The sequence below is a fragment of the Sphingobium abikonense NBRC 16140 genome, from assembly GCF_001598335.1.
Classification (GTDB): Bacteria; Pseudomonadota; Alphaproteobacteria; order Sphingomonadales; family Sphingomonadaceae; genus Sphingobium; species Sphingobium abikonense.
In genome coordinates this window covers 67,706-76,659 of sequence record NZ_BCYT01000016.1, presented here as the reverse complement: position 1 = coordinate 76,659, position 8,954 = coordinate 67,706, and the positions used below count along the sequence as shown (strand labels likewise).

Below are 8,954 nucleotides of genomic sequence, written 5' to 3'. Positions count from 1 at the left end.
CTATGTGTTACGCGAACCACTTAATGAAGCGCGATTACGGGGGTGGGAAAGCCAAGGCCGCACTCGCCAGCAGATTGAAACCGCGATGAACGCCTTCCTGCTGGAAGACGTATTCCCGAACGATCCGACCGAACGCCAGCTAAAAGAAACGCAAACAGATCAATTGGCAAAGACAATGGCTGCGATGCTCCAAGCGAAACTCGCTTACGATTTTCCAGAACGTCGCTTCTTGGCATTCACGCTGGCGGGAGAAGACTTCGGGGTTTCGTTCCATCAGATTTGATGGCTGCTTTTCCTATCGTCTAAGCCGAAAGCCGCCAGTCGGCTTCCCACCCATCTCTATTGCTCTTATCGTATCAACAAGGTCGGCGCCAAGGCAGAGCGGACGTTCCGTTTTCAGTTCCTGCCTGCATAGCCCGATGATGGCGATCATGGGTGGGAAGGCGACTGTCGGCTTACGGTTGGTCGAAAGCATTAACCAGACGTGCCATCGGACATGCGTGCGAGGCAAGTTCGAGCTTAACAATTTCTCGTCGCCCATATGCAGGGCTTACCACAAACGAAACTCTCACTCTTGAGTCCCCCCGGACCAAACCTCCCGCCGTAGATACCGAATGAAAAGCCGGGCGCACTTCGCCTGCTCCATAGCTAAACACTAGGCCGTTGACGCTCCACTCTTCGTTTCCTGCGACCGTCTTTGTGCCGGTCTGAGAGCCCGGACGAAAATAGGCTAAGCAGCCTTCTGTCTTGTCGATGTGCCCTAATTTAACCGCTTCACGAATATCGGCTGTGTAGCGAACATCTGTTGCAATTATATATCCGCAAATACCAATCCATGCGGCTGCAAAAATCGGGAGTGAGCGACGCCAGCGCCAACGCCTTCTAATTGCCAGCCATGCAAGGCCCACGAGACCCATGCCTGCAATTACGAAAATGGCGATGAACCAATAGGCCGGGCGGATAATATCGGGTTTGCTGGTGAGATCGAAAACGGTCTGAAAAGCAGGGGTCATGCTTTGAAGCTATCGCCTCGCCAGTTTGGCCGCAATTGGTGACTGCCGCTTAACGGTGGAATGTCCTATAATGGTCGGCTGCTGCCTATCCTTGGTTATTGCCTAGTCGTTGATTTCAACACGAATGCACGCTCGAAAGATGCCAGTTTCGCCCTCTTCACGGTGCCAGACCTCAACCACATTGTAGTAGTTGAAATACCCTCCTGCATCCTTGGAGATGTATTCTCCTATCCGGGGCAAAAAAGAAAAATCGCCTTGAAAAAGGGGCGTCATCTCATCTTTTTCAAAAACTTCGACGGTTGGCATGGTGGTCTCCTTTCGCCGTTTTAGCTTTATCGCTTGATGTCCGCTATCAGGAAGCAGTTAAAGCCTGTCGACCGGCAAGAACTGGTCGATGGGCGACAGACAGCTATTTCCGACCGCGATCGTGCCGACTGCCTAGAAGGGGACCGGCGGCTATTGCCGCTTCGCTGCCCGTAAGCCGACATTCCGCAAACGGCCAGTTTGCGCCGGCCCAACATACCTCCCAAAGCTAAGACATCGTCACTTGCCAATCTTTCGCGTCAGGCAAATGTGGCACGCGGATTCCGTAGCTACCCCGCAGCCCTCCCCCGCTATTCCAAGCCGCTCTTGCGCGCCTGGCCCACGAAGTTCAGCGCGGCGCGGGCGGTTTCGGCTATGGCGGCTTCGGCTTTCTTGGCGTCGATGGTCGGGCGGTCGAGATAGATGGCGAGGATATATTCCTCGCCCGTGGGGGACTTGACCAGCGCCACGTCATTATAGGCGGTGCCGCAGCTGCCGGTCTTGCTGCCCGAGGTCCAGCCTTCGGGCAGGCCGGCCTTGATGCGCTTGTCGCCGGTGCTGCTGGCGTTGAACCAGGCGCGCAGGCGGTCGGCGCTTTCCGCTTTGAGGTCGCGGAAGAAGAGGCGCGCCATCAGGCCCGCCATGGCGGCGGGCGTGGTGGTGTCGCGCGGGTCGCCTTGCGCATTTTCATTGAGCGTGGGCTCGTTGCGGTCGAGCCGGGTGACATCATCGCCATGGACGCGCATGAAGGCGGTCAGCCCTTCCGGCCCGCCCAGCATCGGCAGCAGCAGATTGGCGGCGCTGTTGTCGCTCACTTCCACCGCCGCGCGCGCCAATTCCTCCATCGACATGCGGCCGCGCTTCAGGTTCTTCTTCACCACCGGCGCGTAATCGAGCACATCCTCCTTGCCGAAGGGGATGGTCCCTTCCAGCCCGAACTTGCCGCCATCCGCGCCGGTCAGCACGGCGGCGGCCAGCGGCGCCTTGAAGGTCGAGCACATGGCGAACCGCTCGTCGCGGTTGAAGCCCAGGAGCAGCGCGCCCTGCCGGTCGACCAGCGCGACGCCCAGGCGGCCGCCCGTCTCCTCCTCAATCTCCTTGGGATTGCGGACCTGCTCCAGCGCCGATTGCGGCACCAGATAGCGCGGCGCTGTGGGCATGAGAGTGTCGAGATTGCCGGTCGGCGCGGGCTCCTTCGCCGGGGTCTTCTGCCGATCAGCGGCGGACGCGGGCGCGGCGAGCAGCGCCAGCAGGCCAAGGGCGGTGACGATCTTCATGGGGCGGCCCCTTACATTCCCTGCATATTGTTAAATTCGCCCGGAATGCGGACGGTGAGGCTGTCCATCGCGGGATCGAGGACGATCTGGCAGGACAGGCGGCTGGTGCGCGTGGCGGCGGCGGCGAGATCGAGCATGTCCTCCTCATCCTCGCTGGCGCGGGGCAGCCGGGCGAAGTCGGCGGCGTCGACGATGACATGGCAGGTGGAGCAGGCCATCTGGCCCTCGCACGTGCCCTCCAGCGGCTGGCCCGCTGCCTGCGCGACCTCCAGCAAGATGGCGCCGGCCGGCCCGTCGACCTCCTGCCGCCGCTCCCCATCGGCGCTGATGAAGGTGACCCTGGTCATGATATGCGCTCCCTTCGTCACGGCGCCGCTTGTGCGGCTGCCGCCTCATTCAACGCCCTTGCAGCCCTCTCCACCTCATCCGGCGTCGTGTAGCGGCCAAAGCCGATCCGCACCGATCCGCGCGCCTGGCCATCGGTCAGCCCCAGCGCGCGCAGCACATGGCTAGGCCGCCCGGACCCGCTTGCGCAAGCGCTGCCGAGCGAAAAAGCGATATTGCGGCAATAAGACAACAGCCGCGCGCCGTCGATCCCGTCGCGCCGCAGGTTGAGATTGCCGGGATAGCGGTGCGTCGCGCTGCCGTTGAGCGACCAGTCGGGGAGCGCCGCGCGGGCGAGCGCGGCAAGGCTTTCGACATGGGCACGGTCGCTGGCGGCATTTTCGCGCATCAGCCGGGCGGCGACGCCAAAGCCTGCGCACAGCGCCGGGGACAGGGTGCCAGATCGCAGCCCCCCTTCCTGCCCACCGCCATGGATCAGCGGCGCGGGACGGACGCCTTCGCGCAGCCAGAGCGTGCCCACGCCCTTTGGCCCGTGGATCTTGTGCGCGCTGATCGCGATCATGTCGCAGCCATCGGGGATGGGCACGCGGCCATAGCCCTGCACCGCGTCGCACAGGAACAGCGCGCCAGCATCGCGCGCCAGTGCGCCAAGCGCCTCTATCGGCTGGATCACGCCGATTTCGTTGTTGACCAGCATCGCGGCGACCAGCGCCACACCGGGGCGGATGGCGGCGCGGGCCGCGTCCATATCGACCAGGCCGTCGCTATCGACCGGCAGGATCGTCACGTCCCGCCCCTGTCGCCGCATCGCGTCGGCCGTATCGAGCACGGCCGCATGCTCGGTCGCGATGGTGACGATGCCGCCGGGCGGTGCGCCCTGGATCGCGATGTTGAGCGCCTCGGTCGCGCCGGAAGTGAAGATCAGGCGGCCGCCGGGGGGCAGCAGGCGGGCAATCTCGTCCCGCGCGACTTCGACCTGCGCGGCGGCGACGCGGCCGGGGCGATGGGCGCTGTGCGGATTGGCGTACTGGTCGCGCAGCAGCGGGACCATGGCGTCGAACACTTCGGGCGCGAGCGGCGTCGTCGCCTGATAATCAAGATAGATCATGGCCGCGCCCGGTGCGCCATGGCGGTCCAGACGGCAAGGAACCGGTCGACGTCGCCCTCGCTGGTCTGCGGGCCAAAGCTGACGCGGACGACCTCCCCCGCCGCCGCCTCGTCCCAGCCCATCGCGCCCAGCACATGGCTGGTCTTCAAGGAGCCGGACGAACAGGCGCTGCCGGCGGACACCGAAATGCCCTGCATGTCGAACTGAATGAGTTGCGCGCGGGCGGAGAGGCCGGGCATGCGGTAGCTGGCGATGGTGGGGATGCGGGGCGCGTCGCGCGCGACGATCGCGCCGCCCGCAGCTTCTATCCCGGCGTCAAGGCGTGCGCGCAAGGAAGCGGCGCGGAGCAACCAGTCGCTCTGCGCGTCGAGGGCGGCGGCCATGGCGAGGATCGCGGGCAGATTTTCGGTGCCCGCGCGATAGCCCTGTTCCTGCCCGCCGCTGGGCGCGATCAGGGTGAGATCGCGGATCAGTAGCGCGCCGACGCCAGGCGGACCGCCGAATTTATGCGCGCTCACCGCGATCATGTCGGCGTCCGGCAGCGGCAGCTTGCCCGCGCTCTGGGCGCAATCGGCAAACAGGATGCCGGATGCGCAGTCGATCCCTTCGAGCGGCTGGATCACGCCGGTTTCGTTATTGACGTGCTGGATGGCGAGGATGGCGTTTGCGTGCGCAGGCTCAGCCCGCACGGCATTGAGGACAATTCCGTCGGCGTCGACCGGAAGGCGGTCCGCGCCCGGCGTTACGCGCAGCACGGCGTCATGCTCGACGGGTGAGGTCACGATCCGGCGCGCCCTGGCGCGGGTCAGCGCGATGGCGATCGCTTCGCTGGCCCCGGAGGTGAAAATGACATGCCCCTTCCACCCCAAAGCGGCGGCGATCCGGGCGCGCGCATCTTCCAGCGCGGCGCGCGCGGCGCGGCCGTCGGCATGGGGGCTGGACGGGTTGGCCCACAGGTCCAGCGCGGCGACCATGGCGGCGCGCGCCTGCGGCAGCATCGGGGTCGTGGCGGCATGATCAAGGTAAAGGCGGTCGGCGGCCAAGCGGCGTTACTCATTGATTGCGGAAATGGCGGCGGCTTCTATATAGGCGGTCTGCCGCGCCGCGCCAGCTTCGCCTGATGCTTGCGCCGACCCTTTTTCCCGCCGCCCCGGTCCTTGCCCAAGGAACAGGACGGCCCAGAACGATAACAGGTGCCATGCCCGACGTCATTTTCCCCGGACCCGAAGGCCGTCTTGAAGGCCGTTTCAGCCCCCCGCCGCGCCCGCGCGCGCCCGTCGCGATGATCCTGCATCCCCACCCGCAGGGCGGCGGCACGATGAACGACCGGATCACCCAGGCGCTCTACAAGACGTTCGTGAAGCGCGGCTTTGCCGTGCTGCGCTTCAATTTCCGGGGCGTGGGCCGCAGCCAGGGGACGTTCGACAATGGCGTGGGCGAATTGTCCGACGCGGCCGCCGCGCTCGACTGGGTGCAGAGCTTCCACCCCGAAGCGCAGACGACGTGGATCGCGGGCTTTTCCTTTGGGGCGTGGATCGGCATGCAACTGTTGATGCGCCGGCCTGAAATTCGCGGCTTCATCTCGGTCGCGCCGCCCGCCAACATGTATGACTTCTCGTTCCTGGCCCCCTGCCCGTCGAGCGGCATCATCGTGCAGGGGACGGCGGACGAAGTCGTGACGGCAAGCGCGGTGCAGAAGCTGGTCGACAAGCTGCGCACGCAAAAGGGCATCACCATCCATCATGACGAGATTCGCGGCGCGAATCACTTTTTCGAGCATGAGCTGGATCAGCTGATGAAGTCGGTCGACAATTATCTGGATATGCGCCTGTCGCCGGATTCGCCGATCCGCTGATCGGACCGACCCAGGCCGAACAGGCAAAAAGGGCGCGGTTGCCATTTGGCCACCGTGCCCTTTTTGCTGACCCGCGCTCCCCCCGAAGCGCGGTGCGTCAGTTCGCCTTGCTCATGTCCACCTTTTCCACCCATTCGGGGTAGAAGGTCGGCTCGCGGTTGGACCAGCCGGCCGCGGTCGCTGCGGCTTCGCTGATCGACTGGAGCAGAGTGCGGCGCTTTTCCGGGTGAAGGTGCGGCAGGCTGGCCGCCGCGCAAAAGGCGCCCGGCAGCCAGGGCCGCGATCCCGCGCCGAGCAACCGTTCATAGAGGAAGCGATAGGCCGAAAAGCTGCCCAGCCGATCCTGCCCCAGGTCGAACGCGGACACAGTGACCAGCGGCGCCATGAAGGGTTCGGCTTGTTCCAGGCCGCTGTCATCGGGCACACGCATCTTGATGTCGTCGAGACGCCCGTAAATGCGGGCCTGCGCCCGGATCGAGGCTTCCTCGACCAGATCGCGCGACCACAGCTTCGTCGCGTCGCGACGGCGCAAGCCGATGTCCAGGGATCTGCGGATATAGCGTTGTGTCGCAGACGGGAAGCTCGCGAATTCGCGCAGTTCCGCCAAGGTGATGGCGCCGTCCGCTGGTCTTGCACTCGTGCCCATAGTCTTGCCCTCCGACTTCAAGTCGTACGACAGACTATGCGCCTTCCATGGTTACCGAAGGCTTAAGCGCCCATTCTGCCGCCGTTCACAAGGGATCAGATTTGGTTGTGCAGCGCAACATGAAAATCCGCGTTTGCGACAAATGGATGACGGTTGCGCTACCGGGATCAGGCCACCGCGGCGACATCCTGCGTCAGCCAGGCAAAGGCCGTGTCGGCCCTGTCGAAAATTTGAAGGTAGGATTGCGTCATTTCCCGCTGCACCTGCAACCGCGCCAGTGCGCTGGCCGTGACGATGGCTATGCGGCGCGCCTGGGGGAAGCCGGCAAAATGCGTGCGAAACATGGCCAGCGCATCTTGCGGCTGAATGGCGCTTTGACTCATATCCATGCGCAGAAGGTAGCCGGGATAGAATCCGTTACGGTCAAATTCGGTCCAGCAGGCGCGGGCATAGGCTTCGACGTCGTGGACAGTGAAATAGCGATGCCACGCCACGTCCATCAGGCGCAGGTCAGAACGGAACGCGATATCATAATGACGGTCGGGCATTGACGGCGAACTCCAGGATCGCGCGTCAATGCCCTAAAAATCTTAGCAAAAGGCTTAAGCGCTCGTTCTGCTCGCCAACGCCGCGCCGATCATGTTGCGCCATACCGCCACATCGCCAGCGCTCGCCATCTGCGCATCAGGCTCCCGCAGGGTATGGAGAATGGCATAGGCATCCTCCACATGATCCGGCCAGGACGCGTCGACCGCGCTCGATGCATGGGCATCCTGGCCTTCGCCATTGAGGCTGAGATGACGGCCGGCCAGAACCCGGGCAATACGCTCCACGGCGGGCGTGCAGGACGTTGGCATCGAACGGGTCACTCCTCTCACTCTTTTATGGTCGCCGCATGATAGCATCAATATGGCCCGCCGCCATCATTCCTCTTCGCGATAGCCCGACGATGGCACGGGATCGCCCTTGTCGCCCGACCGCGCGGTCGAAGGCGGATCGGAGGCATCCATCGAATCCTTGAGGCCCTCCTCCAGCTTTTCCTCCGTGCTAACGACATGATCCTGCTGATCGGTTTCGCGCTCGTCGCGCGCTTCCTCGCGGCTGTTCGGGCGGATGTCGCTCTTGTCACTCATGTCACTCTCCTTCTGCGCACCGTTAGCGCGTCTTCGCCTAAGTCAACGACGGGTGGGAGGCGCGGTTCCGCTGTTGATCGTTCGACCAACACGCATCGCGGTTCGACCAGTTACCGCGGCGCAGGGCGACAAGAATGGCGGATAGGGTTAGACAGGGTCCATGACATTGTTTCCCGAAGACGGCGATCGCGGCGTTTCACCAGCCATCGCGCTTTATTCGATTCTGGGCTTCTGGCTGTTCTACACCATGCTGGTCAGCCTGCGCGCCGCCGTCGTGGGCTTTGAATCGCAGATGGAAATGGCCGCCCGCCGCATGGTGGTGGCGATCATCGGCATCATCATCACCTGGGTGCTGTATCTGGTGCTGCGCCGGTTCGATGCGCGGCCGCTGGCGCTGCGGATCGTCGCCGCCTTTTCGCTGGCCGCGCCCTTCGCACTCGCGATGGCGGCGACCAACTATTATATGTTCAACGTCTATGACCCCACGATGTTCGCCGACGCGGACATGCAGAAAAAGGCGCTGGAGGAAAATTACGCGCTGATCAGCATCGTCGAGGATGCGATCAGCCGCTTCTTCTTCCTGTCGGCCTGGGCGGGCCTCTATCTTGCCCTGTCCTACGCCAGCGAAGCGCGCCGCGTGGAGCGCCGCGCCGCCCGGCTCGAGCGCGCGGCGCAGCAGGCCGAATTGCGATCGCTCCGCTATCAGGTGAACCCGCATTTCCTGTTCAACACATTGAATTCGCTGTCGTCGCTGGTGATGAAGGACCGGCGCGACGAGGCCGAGCAGATGATCATGTCGCTCAGCAATTTCTATCGCACCAGCCTGACCGGCGATCCGCTCGACGATGTGCCGCTGGCGGAGGAGGTGCATCTCCAGAAACTTTATCTGGATATTGAGGGCGTGCGCTTTCCCGACCGGTTGAAGACGGTGATCGACATTCCGCCATCGCTGCTGACCGCCTGCGTCCCGGGGCTGATCCTGCAACCCGTGGTCGAAAATGCGATCAAATATGGCGTGTCGCGCACGTCGCAGCCGGTGGAGATTCGCATCACCGCGCGCGAGGATGGCGATCTGATGCATATCAATGTGACCGATGATGGTCCCAATCCGCCCGGTGACGCCGATGGCGGCAGCGGCATCGGCCTTGCCAATGTGCGCGACCGGCTGACCGCGCGCTTTGGCGAGAGCGGGCGGATCGTCTATGGTCCGCGCGAGGCGGGCGGCTTTGCCGTGCTGCTGACTCTGCCCATCCTTCGCAAGGGGTGCTGAACGC

13 protein-coding genes are annotated in these 8,954 nt (G+C 63.7%); 3 read left to right on the top strand and 10 right to left on the bottom strand.

Annotated features, from left to right (window positions below; all coding sequences use genetic code 11):
* A partial coding sequence (locus SAB01S_RS14785) for a hypothetical protein (protein WP_218016160.1) occupies positions 1–283 on the top strand: 283 nt, incomplete at its 5' end.
* A 172-nt stretch (positions 284–455) separates the two neighbouring features.
* Here SAB01S_RS14785 and SAB01S_RS18520 read toward each other — a convergent pair.
* The 6 genes from SAB01S_RS18520 to SAB01S_RS14765 form a co-directional block, all read right to left on the bottom strand.
* A complete protein-coding gene (locus SAB01S_RS18520; RefSeq protein WP_157078363.1) occupies positions 456–1,013 on the bottom strand; it encodes a hypothetical protein in 558 nt (185 codons plus the stop codon).
* A gap of 102 nt (positions 1,014–1,115) precedes the next feature.
* Positions 1,116–1,319 (bottom strand): hypothetical protein, encoded by a 204-nt coding sequence (locus SAB01S_RS18190; protein WP_083951369.1) that lies wholly within the window; start codon positions 1,317–1,319, stop codon positions 1,116–1,118.
* Between the two features lie 308 nt (positions 1,320–1,627).
* Entirely contained in the window at positions 1,628–2,593 is a 966-nt protein-coding gene (blaSGM, locus tag SAB01S_RS14780; RefSeq protein ID WP_062733891.1) for an SGM family class A beta-lactamase, read from the bottom strand.
* Positions 2,594–2,604: 11 nt separating this feature from the next.
* Entirely contained in the window at positions 2,605–2,940 is a 336-nt protein-coding gene (locus tag SAB01S_RS14775) for a 2Fe-2S iron-sulfur cluster-binding protein (RefSeq protein WP_062733903.1), read from the bottom strand.
* Between the two features lie 17 nt (positions 2,941–2,957).
* Complete coding sequence (locus SAB01S_RS14770; RefSeq protein WP_062733889.1) at positions 2,958–4,046, bottom strand: cysteine desulfurase family protein; 1,089 nt, start codon at positions 4,044–4,046, stop codon at positions 2,958–2,960.
* On the bottom strand, positions 4,043–5,089 hold the full coding sequence (locus tag SAB01S_RS14765; protein ID WP_062733887.1) for a cysteine desulfurase family protein: 1,047 nt from the start codon (positions 5,087–5,089) through the stop codon (positions 4,043–4,045). Before SAB01S_RS14765 ends, SAB01S_RS14770 begins: the two co-directional genes overlap by 4 nt.
* A gap of 155 nt (positions 5,090–5,244) precedes the next feature.
* On the opposite strand from SAB01S_RS14765, the gene SAB01S_RS14760 reads away from it, so the two are divergent.
* Complete coding sequence (locus SAB01S_RS14760) at positions 5,245–5,901, top strand: alpha/beta hydrolase (RefSeq protein WP_021228246.1); 657 nt, start codon at positions 5,245–5,247, stop codon at positions 5,899–5,901.
* Positions 5,902–5,998: 97 nt separating this feature from the next.
* On the opposite strand, the gene SAB01S_RS14755 is transcribed toward SAB01S_RS14760, so the two are convergent.
* The 4 genes from SAB01S_RS14755 to SAB01S_RS14740 all read right to left on the bottom strand — a co-directional run bounded on the left by SAB01S_RS14755 (position 5,999) and on the right by SAB01S_RS14740 (position 7,680).
* Positions 5,999–6,547 carry a hypothetical protein gene (locus SAB01S_RS14755; RefSeq protein WP_021228247.1) on the bottom strand — a complete coding sequence of 183 codons (549 nt, stop codon included), beginning with the start codon at positions 6,545–6,547 and terminating at the stop codon, positions 5,999–6,001.
* Between the two features lie 167 nt (positions 6,548–6,714).
* Positions 6,715–7,095 carry a hypothetical protein gene (locus SAB01S_RS14750; protein WP_021228248.1) on the bottom strand — a complete coding sequence of 127 codons (381 nt, stop codon included), beginning with the start codon at positions 7,093–7,095 and terminating at the stop codon, positions 6,715–6,717.
* A 54-nt stretch (positions 7,096–7,149) separates the two neighbouring features.
* Positions 7,150–7,404 (bottom strand): hypothetical protein, encoded by a 255-nt coding sequence (locus SAB01S_RS14745; RefSeq protein WP_062733901.1) that lies wholly within the window; start codon positions 7,402–7,404, stop codon positions 7,150–7,152.
* Positions 7,405–7,470: 66 nt separating this feature from the next.
* Positions 7,471–7,680, bottom strand: coding sequence for a hypothetical protein (locus tag SAB01S_RS14740; protein WP_062733885.1), 210 nt, complete (start codon positions 7,678–7,680; stop codon positions 7,471–7,473).
* A gap of 160 nt (positions 7,681–7,840) precedes the next feature.
* On the opposite strand from SAB01S_RS14740, the gene SAB01S_RS14735 reads away from it, so the two are divergent.
* Positions 7,841–8,950: a sensor histidine kinase gene (locus SAB01S_RS14735; RefSeq protein ID WP_062733883.1), complete on the top strand. Its 1,110-nt coding sequence runs from the start codon at positions 7,841–7,843 to the stop codon at positions 8,948–8,950.
* Positions 8,951–8,954 lie beyond the last annotated feature (4 nt).